This window comes from Sinisalibacter aestuarii, from assembly GCF_027923545.1.
Lineage (GTDB): Bacteria > Pseudomonadota > Alphaproteobacteria > Rhodobacterales > Rhodobacteraceae > Sinisalibacter > Sinisalibacter aestuarii.
On sequence record NZ_BROH01000001.1, the window covers coordinates 312,792 to 337,695 of the forward strand.

23 protein-coding genes are annotated in these 24,904 nt (G+C 63.6%); 14 read left to right on the top strand and 9 right to left on the bottom strand.

Annotated elements, in window-relative coordinates; genetic code table 11:
- Positions 1-29: 29 nt before the first annotated feature.
- The 6 genes from rho to QMG28_RS01645 are packed head-to-tail and all read left to right on the top strand — an operon-like array spanning position 30 to position 6,810.
- Entirely contained in the window at positions 30-1,298 is a 1,269-nt protein-coding gene (gene rho / locus QMG28_RS01620; RefSeq protein ID WP_281840417.1) for a transcription termination factor Rho, read from the top strand.
- A 28-nt stretch (positions 1,299-1,326) separates the two neighbouring features.
- Positions 1,327-2,607: a tRNA uridine-5-carboxymethylaminomethyl(34) synthesis GTPase MnmE gene (mnmE, locus tag QMG28_RS01625; RefSeq protein WP_281840418.1), complete on the top strand. Its 1,281-nt coding sequence runs from the start codon at positions 1,327-1,329 to the stop codon at positions 2,605-2,607.
- Positions 2,608-2,630: 23 nt separating this feature from the next.
- The gene (gene mnmG / locus QMG28_RS01630; RefSeq protein ID WP_281840419.1) at positions 2,631-4,499 is read left to right on the top strand and encodes a tRNA uridine-5-carboxymethylaminomethyl(34) synthesis enzyme MnmG; all 1,869 of its coding nucleotides are present in this window, start codon (positions 2,631-2,633) and stop codon (positions 4,497-4,499) included.
- Positions 4,496-5,119 carry a 16S rRNA (guanine(527)-N(7))-methyltransferase RsmG gene (gene rsmG, locus QMG28_RS01635; RefSeq protein ID WP_281840420.1) on the top strand — a complete coding sequence of 208 codons (624 nt, stop codon included), beginning with the start codon at positions 4,496-4,498 and terminating at the stop codon, positions 5,117-5,119. The genes mnmG and rsmG overlap by 4 nt, the downstream gene beginning before the upstream one ends.
- Positions 5,112-5,906, top strand: coding sequence for a ParA family protein (locus QMG28_RS01640; RefSeq protein WP_281840422.1), 795 nt, complete (start codon positions 5,112-5,114; stop codon positions 5,904-5,906). The genes rsmG and QMG28_RS01640 overlap by 8 nt, the downstream gene beginning before the upstream one ends.
- Before the next feature lie 10 nt (positions 5,907-5,916).
- Positions 5,917-6,810 carry a ParB/RepB/Spo0J family partition protein gene (locus QMG28_RS01645; RefSeq protein ID WP_281840423.1) on the top strand — a complete coding sequence of 298 codons (894 nt, stop codon included), beginning with the start codon at positions 5,917-5,919 and terminating at the stop codon, positions 6,808-6,810.
- Here QMG28_RS01645 and hemW read toward each other — a convergent pair whose 3' ends face one another.
- The 3 genes from hemW to rph are packed head-to-tail and all read right to left on the bottom strand — an operon-like array spanning position 6,811 to position 9,282.
- A complete protein-coding gene (gene hemW, locus QMG28_RS01650; RefSeq protein WP_281840424.1) occupies positions 6,811-7,968 on the bottom strand; it encodes a radical SAM family heme chaperone HemW in 1,158 nt (385 codons plus the stop codon).
- Positions 7,961-8,572: an RdgB/HAM1 family non-canonical purine NTP pyrophosphatase gene (rdgB, locus tag QMG28_RS01655; RefSeq protein ID WP_281840425.1), complete on the bottom strand. Its 612-nt coding sequence runs from the start codon at positions 8,570-8,572 to the stop codon at positions 7,961-7,963. Before rdgB ends, hemW begins: the two co-directional genes overlap by 8 nt.
- Positions 8,569-9,282, bottom strand: a complete 714-nt coding sequence (rph, locus tag QMG28_RS01660; protein WP_281840426.1) for a ribonuclease PH — start codon at positions 9,280-9,282, stop codon at positions 8,569-8,571. Before rph ends, rdgB begins: the two co-directional genes overlap by 4 nt.
- An 85-nt stretch (positions 9,283-9,367) precedes the next feature.
- On the opposite strand from rph, the gene hrcA reads away from it, so the two are divergent.
- Positions 9,368-10,438 (top strand): heat-inducible transcriptional repressor HrcA, encoded by a 1,071-nt coding sequence (hrcA, locus tag QMG28_RS01665; RefSeq protein WP_281840427.1) that lies wholly within the window; start codon positions 9,368-9,370, stop codon positions 10,436-10,438.
- A gap of 4 nt (positions 10,439-10,442) precedes the next feature.
- On the top strand, positions 10,443-11,030 hold the full coding sequence (locus QMG28_RS01670) for a nucleotide exchange factor GrpE (RefSeq protein ID WP_281840428.1): 588 nt from the start codon (positions 10,443-10,445) through the stop codon (positions 11,028-11,030).
- A 3-nt stretch (positions 11,031-11,033) separates the two neighbouring features.
- Here QMG28_RS01670 and mutS read toward each other — a convergent pair whose 3' ends face one another.
- A complete protein-coding gene (gene mutS / locus QMG28_RS01675) occupies positions 11,034-13,658 on the bottom strand; it encodes a DNA mismatch repair protein MutS (RefSeq protein WP_281841041.1) in 2,625 nt (874 codons plus the stop codon).
- A gap of 85 nt (positions 13,659-13,743) precedes the next feature.
- Positions 13,744-14,754, bottom strand: a complete 1,011-nt coding sequence (gene galE / locus QMG28_RS01680; RefSeq protein WP_281840429.1) for a UDP-glucose 4-epimerase GalE — start codon at positions 14,752-14,754, stop codon at positions 13,744-13,746.
- A 144-nt stretch (positions 14,755-14,898) separates the two neighbouring features.
- On the opposite strand from galE, the gene QMG28_RS01685 reads away from it, so the two are divergent.
- Genes QMG28_RS01685 through QMG28_RS01700 form a run of 4 tightly spaced genes read left to right on the top strand, consistent with a single transcriptional unit; the run spans position 14,899 to position 19,665 of the window.
- The gene (locus tag QMG28_RS01685) at positions 14,899-17,157 is read left to right on the top strand and encodes an NADP-dependent malic enzyme (RefSeq protein ID WP_281841042.1); all 2,259 of its coding nucleotides are present in this window, start codon (positions 14,899-14,901) and stop codon (positions 17,155-17,157) included.
- A complete protein-coding gene (locus QMG28_RS01690) occupies positions 17,154-18,041 on the top strand; it encodes a ribokinase (protein WP_281840431.1) in 888 nt (295 codons plus the stop codon). The genes QMG28_RS01685 and QMG28_RS01690 overlap by 4 nt, the downstream gene beginning before the upstream one ends.
- Entirely contained in the window at positions 18,038-18,946 is a 909-nt protein-coding gene (locus QMG28_RS01695) for a D-amino acid aminotransferase (RefSeq protein ID WP_281840432.1), read from the top strand. The genes QMG28_RS01690 and QMG28_RS01695 overlap by 4 nt, the downstream gene beginning before the upstream one ends.
- Positions 18,946-19,665: a sulfotransferase-like domain-containing protein gene (locus tag QMG28_RS01700; RefSeq protein WP_281840433.1), complete on the top strand. Its 720-nt coding sequence runs from the start codon at positions 18,946-18,948 to the stop codon at positions 19,663-19,665. Before QMG28_RS01695 ends, QMG28_RS01700 begins: the two co-directional genes overlap by 1 nt.
- Here the strand turns inward: QMG28_RS01700 and QMG28_RS01705 are convergent.
- A complete protein-coding gene (locus QMG28_RS01705; protein WP_281840434.1) occupies positions 19,649-20,110 on the bottom strand; it encodes a GNAT family N-acetyltransferase in 462 nt (153 codons plus the stop codon). The two genes, QMG28_RS01700 and QMG28_RS01705, sit on opposite strands and share 17 nt — an antisense overlap.
- A gap of 6 nt (positions 20,111-20,116) precedes the next feature.
- Positions 20,117-21,340, bottom strand: coding sequence for an argininosuccinate synthase (locus QMG28_RS01710; RefSeq protein ID WP_281840435.1), 1,224 nt, complete (start codon positions 21,338-21,340; stop codon positions 20,117-20,119).
- 107 nt (positions 21,341-21,447) lie between these two features.
- Between QMG28_RS01710 and ilvA the strand changes: the two genes are divergently transcribed.
- Complete coding sequence (gene ilvA / locus QMG28_RS01715; protein ID WP_281840436.1) at positions 21,448-22,695, top strand: threonine ammonia-lyase IlvA; 1,248 nt, start codon at positions 21,448-21,450, stop codon at positions 22,693-22,695.
- Here ilvA and QMG28_RS01720 read toward each other — a convergent pair.
- Positions 22,692-23,000, bottom strand: a complete 309-nt coding sequence (locus QMG28_RS01720; RefSeq protein ID WP_281840437.1) for an Hpt domain-containing protein — start codon at positions 22,998-23,000, stop codon at positions 22,692-22,694. The two genes, ilvA and QMG28_RS01720, sit on opposite strands and share 4 nt — an antisense overlap.
- 145 nt (positions 23,001-23,145) lie before the next feature.
- Here QMG28_RS01720 and QMG28_RS01725 point away from each other — a divergent pair, with 145 nt between their 5' ends.
- Complete coding sequence (locus tag QMG28_RS01725) at positions 23,146-24,435, top strand: PP2C family protein-serine/threonine phosphatase (RefSeq protein WP_307726333.1); 1,290 nt, start codon at positions 23,146-23,148, stop codon at positions 24,433-24,435.
- Here the strand turns inward: QMG28_RS01725 and QMG28_RS01730 are convergent.
- On the bottom strand, positions 24,423-24,860 hold the full coding sequence (locus tag QMG28_RS01730; RefSeq protein ID WP_281840438.1) for an NUDIX domain-containing protein: 438 nt from the start codon (positions 24,858-24,860) through the stop codon (positions 24,423-24,425). The genes QMG28_RS01725 and QMG28_RS01730 overlap by 13 nt on opposite strands.
- Positions 24,861-24,904 lie beyond the last annotated feature (44 nt).

The following is a 24,904-nucleotide window of genomic DNA, read 5'->3' on the forward strand; positions in this document are numbered from 1 at the left end:
CGCCTCCGGCGCCGTCAACGGGTGCAATCATGACCGACCGATTGAATCTTTCCGAACTCAAGGCACAAAGCCCCAAGGATCTGCTTGCGCTGGCCGAAGAGCTTGAGATCGAAAACGCCTCGACGATGCGCAAGGGCGAGATGATGTTCTCGATCCTCAAGGAACGGGCGGAAGAGGGCTGGGAGATCGGCGGCGAAGGCGTGCTTGAAGTCCTGCAGGACGGGTTCGGCTTCCTGCGCTCGCCGGAAGCGAACTATCTGCCCGGCCCCGACGATATCTACATGTCGCCCGAGATGATCCGGAAGTACTCGCTGCGCACCGGCGACACGGTCGAAGGCGCGATTTCGGCGCCCGGCGAAAACGAGAACTATTTCGCGATCACCGCGGTCGAAAAGATCAATTTCACCGATCCCGAGACGGCACGCCATAAGGTAGCCTTCGACAACCTGACGCCGCTTCATCCCGATGAACGGCTGAAGATGGAAACCGACGATCCGGCGACGAAAGACCGTTCGGCCCGGATCATCGACCTGGTGGCACCGATCGGCAAAGGCCAGCGTTCGCTGATCGTGGCGCCGCCGCGGACGGGTAAGACGGTGCTTTTGCAAAACATCGCCCATTCGATCTCGGTTAACCATCCGGAATGCTACCTGATCGTTCTGCTGATCGACGAGCGGCCCGAAGAGGTGACCGATATGAAGCGGTCGGTGAAAGGCGAAGTTGTCGCCTCGACCTTCGATGAACCCGCCACCCGGCACGTGGCCGTGGCCGAAATGGTGATCGAAAAGGCCAAGCGGCTCGTTGAGCACAAGCGCGACGTGGTGATCCTGCTCGATTCCATCACCCGTCTTGGCCGCGCCTTCAACACCGTTGTGCCGTCCTCCGGCAAGGTGCTGACCGGCGGTGTCGACGCCAACGCGCTGCAACGGCCGAAGCGGTTCTTCGGTGCCGCCCGGAACATCGAAGAGGGCGGCTCGCTGACCATCATCGCCACCGCGCTGATCGACACCGGCAGCCGGATGGACGAGGTGATCTTCGAAGAATTCAAGGGCACCGGGAACTCGGAAATCGTGCTTGACCGGAAAGTTTCCGACAAGCGGATCTTCCCGGCGATGGATATCCTCAAATCCGGCACAAGGAAGGAAGAGCTTCTTGTCGATCCGAAGGATCTGCAAAAAACCTATGTGCTGCGCCGGATCCTGAACCCGATGGGCACCACCGATGCGATCGAGTTCCTGATTTCCAAGCTCAAGCAGACCAAGAACAACACCGAGTTCTTCGACTCGATGAACGCATAAAATACCTAACCAAATCAAAGGTTTGGATATGGACACGGTTTTCGCGCTGGCATCCGCCCGTGGTCGTGCGGGCGTGGCCGTTATCCGGGTATCCGGGCCGCTGGCTCTGGATGCCGGTATTGCCCTGTGCGGGTCTCTGCCCGGGTCGCGCGGGCTTCGAACGCTGGTAGATGCATCTGGCGAAGTGCTTGATGAAGCGCTGGTGCTTGTGTTCGGCGAAGGCCACAGTTTCACGGGCGAGGCGGTGGTTGAATTCCAGGTGCATGGCTCAACGGCCGTTACCGATGCGCTTCTGCGGCGACTTGGCGAGATTGCCGGGCTCCGGCTCGCGGAACCGGGAGAATTCACCCGCCGGGCGCTGGAGAATGGACGGCTCGATCTCGCCCAGGTCGAGGGCCTTGCCGATCTGATCGACGCCGAGACCGAAGCACAACGTATGCAGGCGCAGCGCGTGCTCTCCGGCGCGCTGGGCAAAAAGGCCGATGAATGGCGGCGCGATCTGATCCGGGCCGCCGCGCTGCTGGAAGCGACGATTGATTTTGCCGATGAAGAGGTGCCGGTGGATGTATCGCCGGAAGTGACGGCGCTGATCGACCGGGTGCAGCAAAGCCTGGCCACAGAGCGCGATGGCGTCGGTATCGCCGAGCGCATCCGTGACGGGTTCGAAGTGGCCATTGTCGGACCTCCGAATGCGGGCAAATCCACCTTGCTCAACGCGCTTGCCGGGCGTGAAGCCGCGATCACCTCTGAGATGGCGGGCACCACGCGCGATGTGATCGAGGTGCGGATGGACCTTGGCGGGCTGCCGGTAACCGTGCTCGATACGGCCGGGCTGCGTGCGACGGATGACCTTGTCGAAGGCATCGGCATCAAGCGCGCGGTTGAGCGGGCCGGGGCCGCCGATCTGCGGGTGTTTCTGCTCAGCGATGGCGAAGCACCCTATGGGATGGAACCGGGGCCGGACGATATCGTGGTGCAGGGCAAGGCCGATCTTGGCCGGCAAGGGTTCGCGGTATCGGGCAGAACCGGCGCGGGCCTCGATGAGCTGGTATCGCGCATTCAAAAAGTGCTGTCGGCGCGTGCCGCCCATGCGGGAACGGCGATCCGTGAGCGGCATCGTCTGGCGATTATCCGCGCGAGCGAGGCTTTGGAAAATGCCCGAATCGAGGTATCGGGTGGGCCGGATCGGGCTGAGTTGGCAGCGGAAGAGCTAAGGTCGGCGGTTCGGGCGCTTGATTCTCTGGTCGGGCGTGTCGATGTTGAGAACATCCTGGACGAGATTTTCGCCAGTTTCTGCCTTGGAAAATAGGCGCTGAGAGGAGCGTGTTTCACGTGAAACATTCGCAGTTCGATGTGATCGTGGTCGGCGGGGGCCATGCCGGCGCTGATGCGGCGCTGGCCTCGGCGCGGCTAGGCGCGCGCACCGCCCTGGTGACGCTGCGCGCCGGCGACCTTGGTGTCATGTCCTGCAACCCGGCCATCGGTGGCTTGGGCAAGGGCCATCTGGTGCGGGAAATCGACGCGCTGGATGGTGCGATGGGCCGTGTGGCCGACAAGGCCGGCATCCAGTTTCGGTTGCTGAACCGGAGCAAGGGGCCCGCCGTGCAAGGCCCACGGGCGCAAGCTGACCGCAAGCTGTATCGCATGGCGATGGCCGAAGAGGTGGCGGGGGCCGAAAACCTCACATTGGTAGAGGGCGAGGTTATCGAGCTTCGGATGGTCGGCGATAGCGTCGCGGGGGTGAAGCTGGGCGATGGCAGCGAGCTGACATCCGGCGCCGTGGTGTTGACCACCGGCACATTCCTGCGCGGCGTGATCCATATCGGTGATGAGCGGCGCGAAGCCGGCCGGATGGGCGACCGCGCGTCGGTTCCCCTGGCCGAGCAGATCGGCGCTTTCGGCCTGCCGCTGGGCCGGCTCAAAACCGGCACGCCACCGCGGCTCGACGGCAAGACGATCAACTGGGATATCCTCGAAGAACAGCCCGGTGATGATGACCCGGAAGTGTTTTCCTTCATGAACACCCGGCCTTTCGTCCGGCAGGTGGCCTGCGGGATTACCCATACAAATCCCGAAACCCACGAAATCATTCAGGAAAACCTCGACAAGTCGGCGATGTATGGCGGTCATATCGAGGGCGTCGGGCCGCGTTATTGCCCCTCCATCGAAGATAAGGTGGTGCGGTTTGCCGATAAATCGTCGCACCAGATTTTCCTCGAACCAGAAGGGCTGGAGGACGATACGGTCTATCCGAACGGGATTTCGACCTCGCTGCCGGTGGATGTGCAGGAGCGCTACGTGCACTCGATCCGGGGGCTGGAAGAGGTGCGCATTCTGCAGCCGGGCTATGCGATTGAATATGATTACGTCGATCCGCGCGCGCTGAGCGGCACGCTGGAGCTGCGGGATGTGCCGGGGCTGTTTCTGGCCGGGCAGATCAACGGCACGACGGGCTATGAAGAGGCGGCGGCGCAGGGCGTGGTGGCCGGCTTTAACGCGGCGCTGAAGGCGCAGGGCCGTGAGCCGGTGATCTTCAGCCGGGTCGAGTCCTATATCGGAGTGATGATCGACGATCTGGTTACCCGGGGGGTGACGGAGCCTTACCGCATGTTCACCTCCCGCGCCGAATTCCGCCTGTCGCTTCGGGCTGACAATGCCGATCAGCGGCTGACCCCGATGGCGATGGCGCTGGGCGCTGTTTCCGAGCGGCGGCGTGTGGCGTTTGAGCGGAAGATGGAGGCGCTCGGGTCGGCCAGGGCCGCGCTTGAGGCCATCAGCTTTACGCCGAAAGCAGCGCGCGCTGCTGGCGCAAAGGTCTCGGAGGATGGCAGCCGGCGCACGGGCTACGAGCTTTTGTCGATTGCCGGGGTAACCTTCGATCAGGTTGCGCAGGCCGAGCCGTCGCTTTCCGGCGTGGCGCCGGACATCCGGGCGCAGATCGCCAAGGACGCACTCTATGCCAATTACATTGCACGGCAGAAAAAAGAGGTCGAAGCGTTGCAGCGGGATGAGGCCCAGCGGATTCCGGCGAATTTCAACTATGCGGCGCTGGATGGGCTGACCAATGAAATCGTGACGAAGCTCAGCCGCGCGCGGCCAGAGACCATTGCTCAGGCCGGGCGAATCGAGGGGATCACGCCGGCAGCGCTGACCTTGATCCTGGCGAAGCTGCGTCAGGCCGACAGGGCCAAATCCGCATGAGCGGGCGGGCTGCCTTCGAGGCGGCGCTGAGTGTTTCACGTGAAACAACGGATCGGCTCGAGATCTATGCGGCGCTTCTGGAAAAGTGGAATCCCGCGATCAATCTCGTGGCGAAATCCACGATTTCCGCGCTGTGGACCCGTCATTTCCTTGATTCCGCGCAGGTTTTTGAGCTTGGCGCACCGGGTGCACGTCTCTGGGCCGATATTGGAACAGGGGGCGGGTTCCCCGGCTTGATCGTTGCAATTCTGGCGCAGGAGTTGCGGCCCGGACTGAAGGTTATCTGTATCGAAAGCGACCAGCGCAAAGCGACGTTTCTGCGCACGGTGGTACGCGAAACCGGAATTTCGGCAGAGGTGATCGCGAAGCGAATCGAAGAAGTGGAGCCGCTGGGTGCCGATGTGATCTCGGCCCGGGCGCTGGCGCCGCTGCCCGATCTTTTGCGTTTTGCCGGGCGTCATTTGCGGGATGGCGGCGAGGCGATTTTTCTCAAAGGGGCAGGGTATCGTGGCGAAGTTTCCGAATCCCTTGAAACCTGGTCCTTCCGAATGGATACATACCCGAGCAAGACCGATCCCGACGCAACCATCCTGACAATCGGAGACATCCACCGTGTCTGACCCCGCCCGGCCGAATGGCCCAAAGATCATCGCGATCACCAACCAGAAGGGGGGCGTCGGCAAGACGACGACAACGATCAACCTTGGCGCGGCGATGGCTGCGGAGGGGCTGAACGTTTTGCTCGTCGATCTCGATCCGCAGGGCAATGCCTCTACCGGGCTTGGCATCGAGGCAAAGGCGCGGGAACGCAGCACCTATGACTTGTTGCTGGATGAGATGCCGCTACATGATGTAGTACAAGAAACCGATATCGACGGGCTCTGGATCGCGCCAGCGACGACCGATCTTTCCTCGGCGGATATCGAGCTGGTCTCCAACGAGAAGCGTATTCATCTGCTGCACGACGCCTTGCGCGCACCCGATGTGGCCGATCTGGGGCTGGATTTCATCCTGATCGACTGCCCGCCCTCGCTGAACCTTCTGACGGTCAACGCGATGGTGGCCGCGCATTCGGTGCTGGTGCCGCTGCAAAGCGAGTTTTTTGCGCTGGAGGGGCTGTCGCAGCTCATGCTGACGATCCGCGAGGTGCGGCAGACGGCGAATGCGGATTTGCGGATCGAGGGTGTGGCGCTGACGATGTATGACAGTCGCAACAACCTTTCAAAGCAGGTCGAGGCGGATGCCCGCGACAACCTTGGCGACATTGTTTTCAAGACGGTGATTCCGCGCAACGTGCGCGTGAGCGAGGCGCCGTCTTTCGCAATGCCGGTTTTGAACTATGATCCGCTTTCCAAGGGCAGCATCGCCTATACGGCGCTGGCCCAGGAAGTGATCGCGCGCAGGTGAGGAGAGGCAGATGAGCAAGAAACCGACACGCGGGCTTGGCCGGGGGCTTTCGGCCCTGATGGCAGATGTGGCCGAAACCTCGCATGAAGAACCTACTGGCGAGGCCAGCGCACCGGCGCGGCGGGCGGACCAGATGATCGCCATTGAGCAGATCGTGCCGAATCCCGATCAGCCGCGGCGGCAGTTCACGCAAGATCAGCTTGAGGATCTCGCGGCCTCGATCCGTGAAAAGGGCGTGATCCAGCCGCTCATCCTGCGCCGCACGGGTCGCGACGGGGTGTATGAGATCGTCGCGGGCGAACGGCGCTGGCGGGCGGCGCAGATGGCGCAGCTTCATGCGGTCCCCGCCCTGATCCGCGATTATACCGACACCGAAGCGCTGGAAATCGCGATTATCGAAAACATCCAGCGGGCCGACCTGAATGCCGTGGAAGAAGCTGCCGGGTATCGCGAGCTGATGGACCGGTTTGGTCATACCCAGGAAAAGCTGGCCGAAGCGCTGGGAAAAAGCCGGCCGCATATCGCCAACATGCTGCGGCTTCTGAACTTGCCGGAGGATGTGCTTGACCTTCTGCGCAAGGGCGCGCTGTCGGCCGGGCATGCCCGGGCGCTGATCACGGCGGAAGACCCGTCGGCGCTGGCGGCGCAGGTTGTGGCCAGAGGGCTCTCGGTACGCGAGGTCGAGCGGCTGGCAAAAGCGCCGAAAAAGGCCGAGAAGCCCACACCGCAGCCGAAAACGCGGGAGAAGGATGCCGATACCGTCGCTCTGGAGCACGATCTTTCCGCCGCGCTGGGCATGAAAGTGTCGATCGACCACAGGCCGGGGCAGGAGGCGGGGAGTATGACGATCCGCTATGCCACGCTGGATGGGCTCGACGATCTGTGCCGCAAGCTTGGCGGCTGATCACTCCGGCAGCAATGCCGCGATGATCTGGTTCAGAACCGCGCGGCCCTCATGAGTCGCACGCAGCATATGACCGTCTTTCAGAAGTAGCCCGATTTCACACAACTCATTGATTTTGCTTTGTTTTATCTCCTCTCCGAGAGCGGTGATCCGCGCAAGATCGGTGCCCTCCAGGGTGCGAAGGCTCATCATCAGATACTCACCGGCATGATCCTTGCGGGAGAGGGCATCGCGCAGGGTCTCGCCGGTGCCGTTCTGCGCCACGAGATCGAGCCAGCGGGCCGGCGACAGTTCGGTTTCCGTCGCGTAGCGCGTGCCGTTGTGGGTGATCCGCCCATGTGCGCCGGGGCCGATCCCCAGATAGTCACCGCCGCGCCAATAAATCAGGTTGTGCCGCGATTCCTGGCCGGGTTTGGCATGATTAGAGACTTCATAGGCGGGCAACCCGGCAGCCTCGCACAGCTCCTGCGTGGCGAAATACATATCGGCCGCGATATCCTCGTCGGGCAGGCCGGGCAGCTTGCCGCGCCGGAACCGGTCGCCAAAGGCGGTGCCGTCTTCGATGGTCAATTGGTAGAGCGAGAGGTGATCTGGGCCGAAGGCCAGGGCGCGGGCGAGTTCGGCCTGCCAATCCGCGAGCGACTGATGCTGGCGGGCATAGATCAGATCGAAATTCACCCGTTCGAAGGTGGATTTCGCCACGTCCAGCGCGCGCAGTGCCTGTTCCACGTCATGCAGCCGCCCCAGCGCCCGCAGATCGGCATCGTTGAGCGCCTGCACGCCAAGCGAGACGCGATTCACCCCCGCCGCGCGATATCCGGCAAAGCGCTCGGCCTCGACGGACGAGGGGTTCGCCTCCAGCGTGATTTCCAGATCATTGGCCAGCCGCCAGTGATCCGGCAGTCTTTCAAGGATCGCGCCGACAAGGCCGGGCGGCATGAGCGATGGGGTGCCGCCGCCGAAATAGACGGAATTGAGTACGCGGCCCGCGGTTTCCGCGCCGGTCCGGTCCAGTTCGGCGAGATAGGCGGTTTGCCAGCGGTCGAAGTCGATCTGCGAGGTTACATGGCTGTTGAAATCGCAATAGGGGCATTTGGCGGCACAGAAGGGCCAATGGATGTAGAGGCCAAAGCCGCCGTGCCGCCAATCGTCAGCCAAAGCAGCCCTCGACGAATTTGGCAAAGGCCACAGCGCGGTGGCTCATCTCGTGTTTCTCCGCCGGGTCCATCTCGCCGAAGGTTTCCGTCTTTCCGTCGGGCAGGAAAACCGGGTCGAAGCCAAAGCCGTTTTCACCCCGCATCGGCCAGACCACCCGGCCAAATACCCGGCCCTCGAAAATCTCGTCATGCCCGTCGGGCCAGGCGAGGCAGAGCGTGGCGTTGAACGAGGCGCGGCGCGGTTCGGGCGCGTGTTTTTCCTCAAGCAAGGTCCAGACCTTCGTCATCGCCATGACGAAATCGCGCCCGTTCGGCGTTTCGGCCCAGTCGGCGGTGTAGACGCCCGGCGCTCCGTCCAGCGCATCGACCATGATGCCGCTGTCATCAGACAGGGCGGGCAGGCCGGACTTTTGCGCCGCGTAATGCGCCTTGATCCGGGCATTGCCGGCGAAGGTATCTTCGGTTTCTTCCGGTTCGTCGAAGCCGAGATCGCCCGCCGAGATGACCTCGACGCCGAAAGGCTCCAGCAGCGCACGGATCTCGCGCACCTTTCCGGCGTTATGCGTGGCAAGCACGAGCTTGTCGCCGGTGAACCTGCGGCTCATGCCACCGCTGCTTTCTGGGCTTCGACCAGCTCCGAAACACCCTTATCGGCCAGCTCCATGAGCCGCGCCATCTGTTCATGGGTGAAGGTCGCGCCCTCGGCCGACATCTGCACCTCGATCAACCGGCCCGCGCCGGTCATCACGAAATTGCCGTCCACACCTGCTTCGCTGTCTTCCGGGTAGTCCAGATCGAGCACGGTCTGCCCGGCATAGATGCCGCAGGATACCGCGGCGACCGGGGCCAGCAGCGGATCGGTGGTGATATCGCCCGCTTTCAGCAGCTTGTTCACTGCAAGGCGCAGCGCCACCCAGCCGCCGGTGATCGAGGCGCAGCGGGTGCCGCCATCGGCCTGGATCACGTCGCAATCGACGGTGATCTGACGTTCGCCCAAAGCCTGCCGGTCGACGCCTGCGCGCAGGCTGCGGCCGATCAGGCGCTGGATTTCAACCGTGCGCCCACCCTGTTTGCCGGCGGCCGCCTCGCGGCGCATCCTGGTATTGGTGGCACGCGGCAACATGCCGTATTCGGCGGTCACCCAGCCCTGGCCGGAATTGCGCATGAAGGGCGGCACCCGCTCTTCGATGGTCGCGGTGCAGAGCACATGGGTATCGCCCACCTTGATCATGCAGGAGCCTTCGGCGTGCTTGGTCACCCCGGTCTCAATTGAAATCGGGCGCATTTCGTCTATCTTTCGACCGGATGGGCGCATGAGAAGTCCTTCCTTTTCGTTTTGCGGTGGAGTCTCACGGCCTTTGCCAAAAGGCAAGCCTGAACGGGGTAGCGACGAGTGGCACATGGCTGGTAGCCCGATTATCGACGAGCTGAACGAACGGTCGCGCGAAGTGTTTCGCCGGCTGGTCGAGGCTTATCTGGAAACCGGCGAGCCTGTCGGGTCGCGCACGCTGACCGAGGCGATGACCGAAAAGGTTTCGCCCGCCACGGTGCGCAACGTGATGCAGGATCTCGAATTCATGGGGCTTCTGAACAGCCCGCATGTCTCCGCCGGGCGCGTGCCGACGCAAACCGGGCTCCGGCTTTTTGTCGACGGGCTGCTTGAGGTGAGCGATCTGAACGCGGATGACCGGGCCAAGATCGACGCGACGGTAAAATCCAACAGTGCCGATATGGGCACCCTGATGGACCGCGTGGGCGCCGCGCTGTCGGGTATCACGGCGGGCGCGAGTCTGGTGTTGACGCCGAAGCACGAGGAAGCGCCAATCAGCCATATCGAATTCGTCCCGCTTGGCGCGGAGCGGGCGCTGGCGGTTATCGTCTTTTCCGATGGGCACGTGGAAAACCGGCTGTTTCATCCGCCCGCAGGGCAAACGCCCGCGTCGATGCGCGAGGCGGCAAACTTTCTCAACGCGATCGCCGAGGGCAAGACCATCGGTGAATTGCGCAAAGCGATCGAAACCGAGATCGCCGCGCGCCGTCAGGAGCTGGACGGGCTGGCGCAGGAGCTGATCGACACCGGCATCGCGCTGTGGATGGACGAGGAGGGCCGTCACGAGCGCCTGATCGTGCGAGGCCGGGCGAATCTGATCTCATCGGGGGCCGAGGCGGTGGACCTCGACCGGGTGAAAACGCTGTTCGACGACCTCGAACGCAAGCGCGATATCGCCGACTTTCTCGAACTGGCCGAAAGCGCCGAAGGCGTGCGCATTTTTATTGGCTCGGAGAACAAGCTTTTTTCACTTTCCGGTTCCTCTCTGGTGGTTTCTCCCTATATGAACGCTGACCGTAAGATCATCGGCGCCGTGGGTGTGATCGGGCCGACTCGCCTCAATTATGGGCGGATCGTGCCGATCGTGGATTACACGGCGCAACTGGTCGGGAAGCTGATTTCCGACCGGGGCAAAGGGTAGAGAGATGGCTGACGCGAAGAAAATGCAGGACGACCTTTCCGACGTAGAGGCGGCGATTCAGGAGATTCTGGATAGCGACAATGAACCCGTTGATATGACGGAAGACCTCGACGCGGCGACAGACGAAGACGAGATCGCGGAGCTGACCGCCCAGCGCGACGAATTCCGCGATAAATTCATGCGGGCGCTGGCCGATGCGGAGAACTCGCGCAAACGCAGCGAGCGTGACCGGCGCGAGGCCGAGCAATATGGCGGCTCGAAGCTCGCGCGCGATATGTTGCCGGTCTACGACAACATGAAGCGCGCCATTGAGGCGGTGAATGACGAGTTGCGCGGTCAGGCCGCCGGTCTGATCGAAGGCGTCGAGCTGACGATGCGCGAGCTGCGCAACATCTTCGAAAAGCACGGCATCCGGGTGATCGCGCCCGTGGTGGGCGAGAATTTCGATCCGCAGATCCACGAGGCGATGTTCGAGGCGCCGGTGCCCGGCACGGTGGCGGGCCAGATCATCCAGGTGATGGATGAAGGCTTCATGTTGCATGACCGGCTCTTGCGGCCGGCGAAAGTGGGCGTTTCCTCGACGCCGGCGTAAGGCTCAGCCTTTCGCAAGCGCCTTCAGCTCGTAAATCAGGTTCAGGGCATCCCGGGGCGAAAGCTCATCGGGATGCACTTCCGCGAGCCGGGTATCCAGCGCGGAATGTTCCGGCTTCGGCGCCGCGGCGATGGCGGGCGTGGCCGAGAACAGCGGCAGATCGTCGATCAGCGCCCGTGCTCCGGTGCCGCCCTCCCGCTCGCCCTTTTCCAGTGCTTCGAGCACCACACGCGCGCGCTCCACGACCGAGGCGGGCAGGCCCGCGAGCTTTGCCACCTGCACGCCATAGGAGCGGTCCGCCGCCCCCTTGCGGACTTCATGCAGGAAGATCACCTCGCCCTCCCATTCCTTCACCGCGATGGTGGCGTTGTCGACGCCCTCCAGATCCTGCGCAAGCTGGGTCAGCTCGTGGTAATGCGTGGCGAAGAGGGCGCGGCAGCGGTTTACTTCATGCAGATGTTCGAGCGTCGCCCAGGCGATGGAAAGCCCGTCCCAGGTGGCGGTGCCGCGCCCGATCTCATCGAGGATCACCAGCGCGTTGTCATCGGCCTGGTTCAAGATCGCGGCGGTTTCGACCATTTCGACCATGAAGGTCGAGCGGCCACGGGCCAGATCGTCCGACGCACCGACGCGACTGAAAAGCTGCGAGACAAGGCCGATATGTGCCGCCCGCGCGGGCACATAGCTGCCAGCCTGCGCCAGCAGGGCGATGAGTGCGTTCTGGCGCAGAAAGGTCGACTTACCAGCCATGTTCGGGCCGGTGAGCAGCCAGATATCGGCGCCGTCCGAACCATCGGCCAGCGCGCAATCATTGGCGATGAACGGCTCGCCGCCCTGCGCGCGCAGCGCCTTTTCCACAACCGGATGCCGTCCGCCGGTCACCTCGAAGGCACGGCTCTCATCCACCTTCGGTTTGCACCAATCCTCGGTCGCGGCAATCTCCGCCAGGGCGGCGGCCACGTCGATCTCGGCCAGCCCCCGGGCCGTGTCGCCAAGCGGACCGGCCCGGCCGAGAATTGCCGCGCGCAGTTCTTCAAACAGCCGCTTTTCGATCTCCAGCGCGTGGTTGCCGGCGTTCAGGATCTTGGTTTCCATCTCGCTCAGTTCCACTGTCGTGAAGCGCACGGCATTGGCGGTGGTCTGGCGGTGGATGAAGGTTTCGCTGAGCGGAGGCGAGAGCATCTTTTCGGCGTGCGTTGCCGTGGTTTCGATGAAATAGCCCAGCACGTTGTTGTGCTTGATCTTGAGGCTCTGGATCCCGGTGAGCCGGGCAAAATCGGCCTGCATGGCGGCGATAACGCCGCGCCCTTCGTCTCTAAGCTTGCGGGATTCGTCCAGTTCCGGATCATATCCCGCCGCGATGAAGCCGCCATCGCGGGTGAGCAAGGGCGGTTCGGCCACCAATGCCTCGTCAAGCAGGGCGAGCAATTCGTCATGGCCGATCAGCGCGGCGGCGGCTTGCTGGAGAATACCGGGCGCGCCAGAGGGGCTGAGCCGGGCCGAAATGTCGCCCGCCGCGTCCAGCCCGCCGCGAATGGCCGCCATATCGCGCGGGCCGCCCCGCTCAAGCGACAGGCGCGAAAGGGCGCGGTCGATATCCGGCGTCTTGCGCAGACTGTGGCGCAGATCGTCGCGCAAGCGCGCGTGCTCCAGCAGAAATTCAACCGTTTCAAGCCGCTGCGTTACGGTTTCCAGATCGCGCGAGGGGCTGGAGATCCGGCGTTCGAGCAGCCGCCCGCCGCCCGCCGTCACCGTCCGGTCAATCGTGGCCAGCAATGCGCCATCGCGGCGGCCGGAGAGCGAATGGGTGATTTCCAGATTGCGTCGGGTGGCGGCGTCGATCTGCATCGCCCGGCTCGCGCTTTCCTTCACCGGCGGGCGCAGGAGCGGCAGCTTTCCTTTCTGGGTGATGTCGAGATATTCGACGATCGCCCCCATCGCCCCCAGCTCGGCCCGGCTGAAGCCGCCAAAGGCATCGAGCGTGCCCACGCCATAAAGCGCGGTCAGCCGCCCTTCGGCTGCGGTCGAGTCAAAGGCCGCCCGGCCAAGCGGCGTGCTCGACGCGCCGGATTCAGACACTATTCCGTGCAAATCCGTGTCATCCGCCTCGCTCATCACCACTTCGCGCGGGGCAAGCCGGGCCAGCTCCGGCCCAAGGCGGGCGGGCGTCGTTTCCATCACCCGGAACGCGCCGGTCGAGATATCGACCCAGGCCAGCGCCGCCTCGTCGCGCACAGCGTTATAGGCGGCAAGGTAATTGTGGCGGCGCGCGTCGAGCAGGCTTTCCTCGGTCAGCGTGCCGGGGGTGACCAGGCGCACCACATCGCGTTTCACCACCGATTTCGAGCCGCGCTTCCTGGCTTCCGCCGGGTCCTCGATCTGCTCGCAGACGGCAACGCGAAAGCCCTTGCGGATCAGCGTGAGCAAATAGCCCTCGGCGGCATGAACCGGCACGCCGCACATCGGAATGTCTTCGCCGAGATGCTTGCCGCGTTTGGTCAGCGCGATGTCGAGCGCCTCCGCGGCTGCCTTCGCATCGTCGAAGAACAGCTCGTAGAAATCGCCCATCCGGTAGAACAGCAGCGCTTCGGGGTAGCCGGACTTGATGTCCAGATACTGCGCCATCATCGGCGTTACCGTTTCGCCAGCCACGATATCCCCCGGATGTTCGTTCGCGCCAGACTAGGGTGCCCGCGTGAGAGGGAAAAGCCCCTCAGGTGTTTTTCCGCCGCGAGACCCAGTTCCAGCTCGTGCTGCACATATCGTCAAGCCCGCGTTCGGCCTGAAAGCCGAGCACCTGCGCGGCCTTCGCCGGATCGGCATAGCACGAGCCCACATCACCCGCGCGCCGGGGCGCGATGACGTAAGCCAGATCGTGGCCGCAGGCGCGTTCATAGGCGTGAAGCATGTCGAGCACCGAATAGCCGGTGCCGGTGCCAAGATTGACCGTATGGCTCGTGCCGGTTTCGATCAGCGCGCGCACCGATTGCACATGGCCGCGCGCAAGATCGACCACATGGATGTAATCGCGCACGCCGGTGCCGTCGGGCGTGTCGTAATCGTTGCCGAACACGCTGAGCTTTTCGAGTTCGCCGGTGGCGACCTTGGCGATATAGGGCATCAGGTTGTTGGGGATGTCGTTCGGGTCTTCGCCGATCAGCCCGGTATCATGCGCGCCTGCCGGGTTGAAGTAGCGCAGCGTGCCGAAGGCCCAGCGCGGGTCGGAGGCGGCGATTTGTTCCAGCGTTTGCTCGCAGACCAGCTTGGTGAAGCCATAGGTATTGGTGTAGCCGCGCGGCGCATCTTCCGGGATCGGCAGCATCTCGGCCTCGCCATAGACCGTGGCGGAGGAGGAGAAGACCAGCCGCCACACATCGGCCGCGCGCATCGCATCAAGCATGGTGATCAGGCCCGATACGTTCGTCTGGATATATTCCAGCGGTTTTTCGGCGCTCTCGCCCACGGCTTTCAGCGCGGCGAAATGGATCACGGCGGCAATCTCGTTTTCGGAAAAGACCCGGTCGAGCGCCGCGCGGTCCAGAACGTCGCCGGTATAGCAGGTGACCGGCGCGCCGGTGATCACTTCCAGCCGTTCGAGCACATCGGGCCGGGAGTTGGAAAAATTGTCGAAGATAACCACCTCGTAGCCCGCCGCCACGAGTTCGCAATAGGTGTGCGAGCCGATATAGCCGGCGCCACCGGTCAACAGGATCTTTTCTGCCAAAACGCTGCCTCCATGAATCTCGCCGCACCTTATCCGGGGCGCGAAAGAGATTCACCCGTGAAACGCGCCCGTATTGCAATTGTATTGAGCCGCCATGGTCGGCCAGCTATGACGGGCGCGATGACGACGATCGAAAGCGAGAAAATGAGCAACTCCCGAGTGACCCGCGAAGAGGCCCTGCAGTATCATCACGAGCCGACGCCGGGGAAGTTCGACATCACCCCCTCCGTGCCGATGACGACGCAACGCGATCTGAGCCTTGCCTACTCGCCCGGCGTGGCCGTTCCCTGCGAAGCGATCCACGAAAACCCTGAAACCGCCTATGATTACACCAACAAGGGCAATCTGGTGGCGGTGATCTCCAACGGCACCGCGGTGCTTGGCCTTGGCAACCTGGGCGCGCTCGCCTCGAAGCCGGTGATGGAGGGCAAGGCGGTGCTGTTCAAACGTTTCGCCGATGTGAACGCCATCGACATCGAGCTCGACAGCATCGACGTGGACGAGATCGTGAAGGCGGTGAAGCTGATGGAGCCCACCTTCGGCGGCATCAACCTCGAAGATATCAAGGCGCCCGAATGCTTCATCATCGAACAGCGCCTGAAGGAAGAGATGGATATTCCGGTCTTCCATGACGATCAGCATGGCACGGCCGTGATCACCGCGGCGGGGCTGCTCAACGCGCTCGAAATGTCGGGCAAGAAGATCGAGGATGTGAAGATCGTGCTGAACGGCGCTGGCGCTGCCGGGATCGCCTGCATCGAGCTTGTGAAGGTCATGGGCGCGCGGCACGAAAACTGCATTGTCTGCGACACCAAGGGCGTGATCTACCAGGGCCGCACCGATGGCATGAACCAATGGAAATCGGCCCATGCGGTGAAAACCGACCGGCGCACGCTCGAAGAGGCGATGGACGGCGCCGATGTGTTCCTCGGCGTGTCGGCCAAGGGCGCCGTGACGCAGGAGATGGTCAAGCGCATGGCCCCCGATCCGGTGATCTTCGCGATGGCCAACCCCGATCCGGAGATCACCCCGGAAGAGGCGCATGAGGTGCGCCCCGATGCGATCGTGGCGACGGGACGGTCGGACTACCCCAACCAGGTCAACAACGTGCTTGGCTTCCCCTACCTGTTCCGCGGCGCGCTCGATATTCATGCCCGCGCGATCAATGACGAGATGAAGATCGCCTGCGCCAAAGCGCTGGCGGCCCTCGCCCGTGAGGATGTGCCCGACGAGGTGGCCGTGGCCTATGGCAAAAAGCTCACCTTCGGGCGCGACTACATCATTCCCACGCCGTTCGATCCGCGCCTGATCTACACGATCCCGCCAGCCGTGGCGAAGGCGGGCAGCGATTCCGGCGTGGCGCGCAGGCCGATCATCGACATGGAGCGCTACACCGCGAACCTGAAATCGCGGATGGACCCGACCTATTCGATCATCCGTTCGCTCAATGCCCGTGCCCGTGCGGCGCAGGCGACGATGATCTTTGCCGAGGGCGACGACCCGCATGTGCTGCGCGCCGCCGTCGCCTATCAGCGCGGCAATTTCGGCAAGGCGCTGGTGGTGGGCCGCGAGGCCGATGTGAAACAGAAGCTCGAAGCGGCGGGCCTGGGCGATGCGGTGCCCGAGCTGGAGGTGGTGAACGCCGCCACCACCGAGCATCTGGCCGAATACAAGGCGTTCCTCTACCAGCGGCTCCAGCGTAAGGGCTTCGACCGGCACGACATTCACCGCCTCGCCGCGCGTGACCGGCACGTCTTCTCGTCGCTGATGCTGGCGCATGGCCATGGCGACGGTCTGATCACGGGCGCGACCCGCAAATCGGCGCATGTGATGGATCTGATCAACCATGTCTTCGACGCCAAGGCCGAGGATGGAGCGGTGGGGATCACCGCGCTTCTGCACAAGGGGCGGATCGTGCTGATCGCCGATACGCTGGTGCATGAATGGCCCGACGAGCACGATCTGGCCGATATCGCCGAGCGTGCCGCCGCCGTCGCGCGCAGCCTCGGGCTGGAGCCACGCGTGGCCTTTGCCAGCTTTTCCACCTTCGGTTACCCGATCTCGGAACGCGCCGAGAAGATGCACCTTGCGCCCGATGTGCTCGACGAGCGCGGCGTGGATTTCGAATACGACGGCGAGATGACCGCCGACGTGGCGCTCAATCCCGATGTCATGGCGCGCTATCCGTTCTGCCGCCTCTCGGGTCCGGCCAATATTCTGGTGATGCCGGCGCGGCATTCCGCCTCGATCTCGGTGAAGATGATGCAGGAGCTTGCCGGCGCCACGGTGATCGGCCCGATTCTCGCGGGCGTCGAAAAGCCGATCCAGATCTGCTCGACCAACTCCACCGCGAATGACATTCTGAACATGGCGGTGCTCGCGGCGAACAAGGTGGGCGGATGACGGTCTTCAATCTCGGCTCGATCAATGTGGACCGGTTCTACCGGGTGCCGCACCTGCCCGAGCCGGGCGAGACGCTGCCCGCGACGGCGCATGAAGTCGGCCTTGGCGGCAAGGGCGCCAACCAGTCGGTTGCCGTGGCGCGGGCGGGATCGCCGGTGCGCCATATCGGCATGATCGGGCAGGACAATTCCTGGGTGCTCGACCGCCTCGCCGGGTTTGGCGTGGATGTGGCGCATATCGGCCGCGGCGCGGGCCATACCGGCCATGCGATCATCAATGTCGACGATGCGGGCGAAAACGCCATCGTCACCTTTGCCGGCGCGAATTATCACCAGTCGCCCGAGGCGATTGCGGCTGCGCTGGCCGAAGCGTCGGCCGGCGACATCTTCATGTTTCAGAACGAAGTGTCGGACAAGCCGCTCGCGGCGCGGATTGCGCGTGAAAAGGGCCTGTTCGTGGTGTATTCGGCCGCGCCGTTCAAACCGGAGGTGGTCGAAGAGCTGATGCCCTTCGTCGATCTGCTGGTGCTGAACGAGATCGAGGCCGGGCAGCTTTCGCAAACACTGGGCCTGCCGGTCGAGCAAATCCCGGTGCCCAACCTGCTGATCACCCGTGGCGCCGAGGGCGCGACCTGGCGCGATCAGGCAACCGGCGAAGCCGTCGCGGTGCCTGCTTTCAGGGTCGATCCGGTGGATACCACCGGCGCCGGCGATTGCTTCATCGGCTACACGATTGCCGGGCTCGATCAGGGGTTGGGCCGGGCCGAGGCGCTGCGTCTTGGCGCGGCGGCTTCGGCGGTGAAAGTCACCCGCAAAGGCACCGCCGACGCGATCCCGTCGCGCGCCGATGTTGATGCGTTTTTGGCAGGAACAGAGACGAAATGACCGATCACGTCAGCGCCCACCAGGCTGTGGAAGACAGCCGGAACGATACCGTGTTGCTCTGGCTCAACGGCAAGGTGCTGCCGAAGGCGGAGGCGCTGGTTTCGGTCTACGATTCCGGCTTCATGCTGGGCGATGGCGTCTGGGAAGGGCTTCGGCTCTACGATGGGCGCTGGGCCTTTGTCGACGAGCATCTCGACCGTCTGTTCGAGGCGGCCAAAGCCATCGACCTCGATATCGGCATGAGCCGCGACGAGGTGTTTGCCGCGCTGGAAGACACCCGCGCCGCGAACGGGATGCAGACCGATGCCCATGCCCGGCTGATGGTTACGCGGGGGGTGAAAACCCGGCCCTTCCAGCACCCGGCACTTAGCCAGCAAGGGCCAACCGTGGCCATCATCATGGAGCATTCCAGGCCGGCCCTGCCGCGCCCGATCCGCATGGCGACGGTGCCGCATATCCGGGGCCTGCCGATGACGCAGGACCCCAAGCTCAATTCGCATTCCAAGCTCAACTGTATCCTTGCCGCCATCGACGCTGAAAAGGCCGGGGCGGACGAGGCGCTGATGCTCGATGTGCATGGTTTCGTGAACACCACGAATTCATGCAATTTCTTCATCGTCCGAAAGGGCGAGGTTTGGACCTCGACGGGCGATTACTGCATGAACGGGATCACCCGCGCGAAGGTGATCCAGCTCTGCCGCGAGGCCGGCATTCCGGTTTTCGAGAAGAACTATTCCCTGGTCGAGACCTACGGCGCGGATGAAGCCTTTCTTACCGGCACCTTCGGCGCGCAAATGCCGGTGGGGGTGATCGACGGGCGGGTGATCGGAACGGGAGAACTCGGGCCGGTGACGGAGCGCATTCGGGCGCTCTACAAGGCGCTGATCGAGCATGGCCGGGTTTGATGCGGATCGCGATGTGGTCCGGCCCACGCAATCTGTCGACGGCGATGATGTATGCCTTCGCCGCACGCGGCGATATGGCGGTGGCCGATGAACCTTTCTATGCGGCCTATCTTGCGGCGACGGGTCTCGATCACCCGATGCGCGCCGAGGTGATCGCCTCGCAGCCTACAGATCCGGCACAGGTGGTGGCGCAACTCACAGGCCCTGTTCCGGCTGAAAAACCGCATTTCTACCAAAAACACATGTGCCAGCACATGATCCCGGAGATGCCGCGCGAGTGGATGGCCGAGGTCGTGAACGTGTTTCTGATCCGCCACCCGGCGCGGGTGATTGCGAGCTTCGGCGCGAAATACGATGCGATGACGCTGGCCGATATCGGCTTCACCCAGCAGAGTGAGCTGTTCGAATATGTGCAGGCGCTGGGCCAGATGCCGGTGGTGATCGACAGCGCCGATATCCGCCGCGATCCCGGGCGGATGCTGCGCGCCCTGTGCGAAGCGATCGGGCTGGACTGGACCCCTGCGATGCTGTCCTGGCCCGAAGGCGGCCACCCGGACGATGGCATCTGGGCCCCGGTCTGGTATGGCAGCCTGCACAAGACCACCGGCTTTGCCGGGCCGGAGGGCGATGCGCCCGTGCTGAAAGGCAAGGCCGCGGCCTTGCTGGAGGCGGCTCTGCCGCATTACGAGCGCCTGTTCCGGCTCAGACTTCGCGGCTGAGAACGATCTCGCCATCGACGATTGCGCCGGTGCGGCGAAAGCCGAGGCGTTCGTAAAAGCCGATATTGCTGTCGGACGAGTCGACAACCGAAGTGGCCAGCCGGGGCAGGCCCCAGGCGCGAGCTTGCGCCAGGCATTCCCCGATGGCGGCACCGCCAAGCCCCTTGCCCTGATGCTCCGCGGCGATCATGAGCCGCCAGATATAGGCCCCTTCCGGGTCGTCCCCCGGTTCGAGGTGCCGGTATTCCAGAGGGTGGATCATCGCGACAAGCCCGACAGCCGCGTCGCCCGTCCACAGGCCCCAGACATAGGCGCCGGGCTGCTCGTAGGCCGCCTGGGCGATCGTCATGGCGTTGGGCGCGACGAGGTGATCCTGGTCGGGGCGCACCTTGAGGCGCAGAAGCGGTGAGAGCGTCTCTCTCGTGATCTCGCGCCGCTCCAGCATGTGGCTCTATTTCACCCGGTTGCGGCGCATTCCCAGCAGCCGCAGCCGCAGCGCGTTGAGCTTGATGAAGCCGGCGGCATCTTTCTGGTCATAGGCGCCCGCGTCTTCCTCGAAGGTCACATGGGCCTCGGAATAGAGCGAGTAATCCGACCAGCGGCCAACGGTGGTGGCAGACCCTTTGTAGAGCTTCAGCCGCACCGTGCCGGTCACGAAGTCCTGGCTCTTGTCGATCAGCGCCTGAAGCATCTCGCGCTCGGGGCTGAACCAGAAGCCGTTATAGATCAGCTCGGCATAGCGCGGCATGATCGAATCCTTGAGGTGCCCCGCGCCGCTGTCGAGCGTGATCTGCTCGATGCCGCGATGCGCTTCCAGCAGCACCGTGCCGCCCGGCGTTTCATAGATGCCGCGCGACTTCATGCCGACGAAGCGGTTTTCCACGAAATCGAGCCGGCCAATGCCGTGTTTGCCGCCAAGCTCGTTGAGTTTGGTCAGCACCGTGGCCGGGCTCATCGCCTCGCCGTTGATCGCCACCGCGTCGCCCTTCTCGAAGGTGATCTCGATGAACTCGGGCTCGTTCGGCGCGTCTTCCGGGTTCACGGTGCGCTGGTAGACGTAATCGGGCGCGGCCTCGGCCGGGTCTTCCAGCACCTTGCCCTCGGACGAGGTGTGCAGCAGGTTCGCATCGACCGAGAACGGCGCTTCGCCGCGCTTGTCCTTGGCGATCGGAATCTGGTTCTTCTCGGCGAAGTCGATCAGCCGGGTGCGCGAGGTCAGATCCCATTCCCGCCAGGGCGCGATCACCCTGATGTCGGGGTTCAGCGCATAGGCCGACAGCTCAAACCGCACCTGATCGTTGCCCTTGCCGGTGGCGCCGTGGGCCACGGCATCGGCGCCGGTCGCCTCGGCGATCTCGATCAGGCGCTTCGAGATCAGCGGTCGGGCAATCGAGGTGCCGAGCAGGTAAAGCCCTTCATAAACCGCGTTGGCACGGAACATCGGGAAGACGAAATCGCGCACGAATTCTTCGCGCAGGTCTTCGATGTAGATGTTTTCCTCTTTGATGCCGAGCATCAGCGCCTTTTCGCGCGCCGGTTCCAGCTCTTCGCCCTGGCCGAGATCGGCGGTGAAAGTGACCACCTCGCACCCGTATTCGCTTTGCAGCCATTTCAGGATGATCGAGGTATCGAGGCCACCGGAATAGGCAAGCACGACTTTCTTCGGCGCGGACATGGGAGACTCCGTCTGTCTGGTTTCCGCGGCGGTTTATCGGTTGGCAGGCAGGCGGGCAAGGGTGATCGGCCCTTGCGCGCAAGTGGCGGATCGGCACTATCGCGCACATGACCAATTTCGCAGACAAGGCGCTTATCGCCGAACGCAAGATGCGGGAGCTGTTCCCGCCCACGCCGCTCCAGCGCAACGACCATCTGTCGGCGCGGTTCGGTGCCGATATCTGGCTGAAGCGCGAAGACCTTTCGCCGGTGCGCAGCTACAAGATCCGGGGCGCCTTCAACGCGATGCGCAAGGTGCTGGCGGCGGACCCGTCGCAAACGGTGTTCGTCTGCGCCAGCGCGGGCAACCATGCGCAGGGCGTGGCCTTCACCGCGCGCCATTTCGGGGTGCGCGCGGTGGTGTTCATGCCGGTGACAACGCCACAGCAGAAGATCGACAAGACCCGTATCTTTGGCGGCGAAAACGTCGAAATCCGCCTGATTGGTGACTATTTCGACGATACGCTGGCCGCCGCGCAAAGCTATTGCGACGAGGCCGGCGGGCATTTCCTCGCGCCGTTCAACGATGCCGATGTCGTCGAAGGTCAGGCCAGCGTCGCCGTCGAGATGATCGACGAGATTGGCAAGGCGCCCGATCTCGTGGTGCTGCCGGTCGGCGGTGGCGGGCTGGCGGCGGGGATCAAGACGTATCTGCGGCAGGTCGCGCCGCAGGTGGAGCTGCGCTATGTCGAGCCTGCGGGCGGGGCGAGCCTGACGGCGGCGCTCGCGGTGGGCCATCCGATCTCGCTGTCGCGGGTCGATACCTTTGTCGATGGCGCGGCGGTGGCGCGGGTGGGCGATCTGACCTTCGAAGCGCTCAGCGATGTGCCGCTCGATCACATCATTGCCGCGCCGGAAGACCGAATCTGCGTGACGATTCTCGACATGCTGAATGTCGAGGGGATCGTGCTCGAACCGGCAGGCGCGCTTGCGGTGGATGCGCTGGGTGAACTGGCCGGTGAGATTCGCGGCAAGACCGTGGTATGCGTGACCTCCGGCGGCAATTTCGATTTCGAACGTCTGCCGGAAGTGAAGGAGCGCGCGCAGCGCTTTTCGGGGCTGAAAAAGTACTTCCTGCTTCGCCTGCCGCAGCGCCCCGGCGCGCTTCGGGATTTCCTCGAAATTCTTGGCCCTGACGACGATATCGCCCGGTTCGAATACCTCAAGAAGTCGGCCCGGAACTTCGGCACCGTGCTGATCGGGATCGAGACGAAAGCGCCCGAGAATTTCCTGCGCCTGTTCGCCCGGCTCGACGAGAAGGGGTTCACCTATACGGATGTGACCGAGGATGACGTGATCGGCGAATTCATACTCTAACCGGCCAGAAAAGCCGTTTTCGATGCCGCATAGGCCGTGAAGATCGGGGCAAGGTCGATGTCCGCCGCCCCATCCGCGGCGCGGCGCTCGCCCTCCTGACACAGCGCGGCGAGGCGGGAAAAGCCGAGGTTCAGCGCCGAAGATTTCATGAAGTGCAGGTCATGTTCCAGCCGGTCCGGCTCCGGCGCCGATTTCAGCCGGGCGATCACATCGTCGATCTCCGAGATGAACAGCGCAGCCACCTCGGCAAAATCTTCCTCGCCGATTTCGTCCTTCAACATGCGCACGCGCTGCCAATCGACCATGCCGCTCTCCTTTTGCGCCGCAAGATCGCAGTACGGGCCTAAGATTCGGTTACGTCCGGGCCGTGGCGTGAAAATTTTAGGTTTAACCGGGCGTTAGAGGCGTATGGGCTATCCAGGGCGGCGAACATGTCCCGAAAGGTCGGAGATGACCACCATGATGTCAGCCCCGCAGACGGGGCCGAGCGGCCGGCGCCTTGGCGCGATCCACCGCGTGCTGGTGGTCGATGATTCACGCGCGCAGCGGCTGTTGCTCGCCTCCTCGCTCACCCGGCAGGGCTTTTCGGTGGCCGAGGCGGCATCGGGGGATGAGGCGTATGAGATCGCAAAGGCCGATCCGCCCGATCTTATCCTGTCGGACTGGATGATGCCGGGGATGGACGGGCTGGCTCTGTGCCGGCGCATCCGTGCGCTGGGGGCGGAGCGCTATATCTATTTCATCCTGATGACCTCGAAGACCGAGAAAGGCGCAGTCGCCCAGGGGCTCGATGTGGGGGCCGACGATTTTTTGACCAAGCCGGTAAACGCCGATGAACTGCTCGCGCGGATCAGCGCGGGCGACAGGATTCTGACGATGGAGCGCGAACTCAGCGACAAGAACCGGCTGATCTCGTCCACCTTGCAGGAAATCAGCGGGCTTTACGATGCGCTGGATCGCGATCTGTTCGAGGCGCGCAAGATGCAGCAGGCGCTCCTGCGCGAACGGCACCGGGATTTCGGCCCCGCCAGCGTTTCGCTGCTGCTGAAGCCGTCCGGCCATGTCGGCGGCGATCTGGTCGGGTTCTTTCGGGCGGGCGCCGACAAGGTGGCGATGTTTTCGATCGACGTGTCGGGTCACGGCATCGCCTCGGCGCTGCTGACCGCGCGGCTTGCAAGCTACCTGTCGGACGGGGCGCCGGAGCAGAATATCGCACTGGTGCGCGATACGGACGGGCGCTACATCGCCCGCCCGCCGCAGGAGGTGGCGACGCTGCTCAACATCCTCATGCTCGAAGACATGCGCTCGGATCTCTATTTCACCTTTCTGATCGGCTATCTCGATCTGCGCAGCGGCATTGTCGACATTGCGCAATGCGGGCACCCGAACCCGGCCCTTCTGCGGCCGGAGCGGGGCGTGGAATATATCGGCGAAAGCGGTATGCCGGTGGGGCTGCTGGACGATGCCGCGTTCAGCCAATGGCAGGTTCAGCTTCGCCCCGGCGAGCGGCTGTTGTTCTATTCCGACGGTTTCACCGAATGCACCGGCCACGATGGCCAGATGCTGGATGAGTCCGGGTTTGTCGAGATCATCCAGCGCAATCGCGATCTCGAAACCGGCGACTTTCTCGAAGCGCTGGTCTGGGATCTCGACATGTTCTGTGGTGCGCCGGATTTTCCCGACGATCTGTCCTGCGCGATGATCACCTGGCGCGGTGCGCCGCACGATCAGCCAAAATAGCCTTCCAGAAATGCCCGGTCGCCTTCATTGCCGATGATCTCGGCAGCAACCCGGCCCTGCGACCACAGCGCGACATGGCCGGGCTCGCTCGGCTCCATCACCTGGCGCACCGGGTGGGCGATGTAGACATGGCACAGTTTCTCGGCCCAGATCTCGTATTCCGGCATATAGGTGAAGCGGCGAAAGGCACCCAGCCGGCGCGGCCCGGCTATGCGCCAGCCCGTTTCTTCCAGCACCTCGCGGTGCAGCGCGGCAAGCGGGCTTTCGCCGGGGTCGATCCCGCCGCCGGGAAGCTGGAATTCGGGATAGGGCCGTGACTGGTGCGTAAGCAGCACCTCGTCGCCGCGCGGCAGGATGGCATAGGCCCCGGCGCGCAGCCGGTAGCTCTTGTCTCGGCGCACAGGGTCACCATATCGCCGGATCATCGGACTCTCCCTCGGTTGCTCCGGTTCCATAGACGGGGTATGCG

Coding starts and splice junctions, on each gene's coding strand:
- rho (WP_281840417.1), top strand. CDS start 30: ATGACCGACCGATTGAATCTTTCCGAACTCAAGGCACAAAGCCCCAAG.
- mnmE (WP_281840418.1), top strand. CDS start 1,327: ATGGACACGGTTTTCGCGCTGGCATCCGCCCGTGGTCGTGCGGGCGTG.
- rsmG (WP_281840420.1), top strand. CDS start 4,496: ATGAGCGGGCGGGCTGCCTTCGAGGCGGCGCTGAGTGTTTCACGTGAA.
- QMG28_RS01645 (WP_281840423.1), top strand. CDS start 5,917: ATGAGCAAGAAACCGACACGCGGGCTTGGCCGGGGGCTTTCGGCCCTG.
- rdgB (WP_281840425.1), bottom strand. CDS start 8,572: ATGAGCCGCAGGTTCACCGGCGACAAGCTCGTGCTTGCCACGCATAAC.
- rph (WP_281840426.1), bottom strand. CDS start 9,282: ATGCGCCCATCCGGTCGAAAGATAGACGAAATGCGCCCGATTTCAATT.
- hrcA (WP_281840427.1), top strand. CDS start 9,368: ATGGCTGGTAGCCCGATTATCGACGAGCTGAACGAACGGTCGCGCGAA.
- QMG28_RS01670 (WP_281840428.1), top strand. CDS start 10,443: ATGGCTGACGCGAAGAAAATGCAGGACGACCTTTCCGACGTAGAGGCG.
- mutS (WP_281841041.1), bottom strand. CDS start 13,658: ATGATGGCGCAGTATCTGGACATCAAGTCCGGCTACCCCGAAGCGCTG.
- QMG28_RS01685 (WP_281841042.1), top strand. CDS start 14,899: ATGAGCAACTCCCGAGTGACCCGCGAAGAGGCCCTGCAGTATCATCAC.
- QMG28_RS01690 (WP_281840431.1), top strand. CDS start 17,154: ATGACGGTCTTCAATCTCGGCTCGATCAATGTGGACCGGTTCTACCGG.
- QMG28_RS01695 (WP_281840432.1), top strand. CDS start 18,038: ATGACCGATCACGTCAGCGCCCACCAGGCTGTGGAAGACAGCCGGAAC.
- QMG28_RS01700 (WP_281840433.1), top strand. CDS start 18,946: ATGCGGATCGCGATGTGGTCCGGCCCACGCAATCTGTCGACGGCGATG.
- QMG28_RS01705 (WP_281840434.1), bottom strand. CDS start 20,110: ATGCTGGAGCGGCGCGAGATCACGAGAGAGACGCTCTCACCGCTTCTG.
- QMG28_RS01710 (WP_281840435.1), bottom strand. CDS start 21,340: ATGTCCGCGCCGAAGAAAGTCGTGCTTGCCTATTCCGGTGGCCTCGAT.
- ilvA (WP_281840436.1), top strand. CDS start 21,448: ATGACCAATTTCGCAGACAAGGCGCTTATCGCCGAACGCAAGATGCGG.
- QMG28_RS01720 (WP_281840437.1), bottom strand. CDS start 23,000: ATGGTCGATTGGCAGCGCGTGCGCATGTTGAAGGACGAAATCGGCGAG.
- QMG28_RS01725 (WP_307726333.1), top strand. CDS start 23,146: ATGACCACCATGATGTCAGCCCCGCAGACGGGGCCGAGCGGCCGGCGC.
- QMG28_RS01730 (WP_281840438.1), bottom strand. CDS start 24,860: ATGATCCGGCGATATGGTGACCCTGTGCGCCGAGACAAGAGCTACCGG.